This window comes from Arthrobacter sp. E70 (assembly GCF_058266945.1).
In genome coordinates, this window is sequence record NZ_JBYQFR010000043.1 from 1 (window position 1) to 491 (window position 491).

Consider the following 491-nt stretch of genomic DNA (forward strand, 5'->3'; position numbering starts at 1 on the left):
CTACGCGCTGCATTTCGCGCCCGGGATGGAGTCCGCCACGCAGGAGGACCGCAACGATGTAGTGGTGAAGTTCCTGCTCGCCGCCGGCGCCGTGGGCGTGCTGTACAAGGAGCAGGCCTCGATCTCCGGGGCCGAGGTGGGCTGCCAGGGCGAGGTGGGGTCGGCGTCGTCGATGGCCGCTGCTGGCCTGGCCGAGGTGATGGGCGGGACCCCTGCCCAGGTGGAAAACGCCGCCGAGATCGCGATGGAGCACAACCTGGGCCTGACCTGCGACCCGATCGGCGGGCTGGTCCAGGTCCCGTGCATCGAGCGGAACGCGATCGCCGCGGCGAAGGCGATCAACGCCGCGAAGATGGCGCTCTGGGGTGACGGCACGCACCGCGTCTCGCTGGATGAGGTCATCATCACGATGCGCGAAACCGGCAAGGACATGAGCGACAAGTACAAGGAAACAGCGATGGGCGGCCTCGCCGTCAACGTCGTGGAATGCT

Annotated in this window: 1 protein-coding gene; it reads left to right on the forward strand. The window is 67.8% G+C overall.

What is annotated here, in order from left to right:
- A partial coding sequence (locus AC3IMC_RS20450) for an L-serine ammonia-lyase, iron-sulfur-dependent, subunit alpha (protein ID WP_490920728.1) occupies positions 1–491 on the forward strand: 491 nt, incomplete at both ends.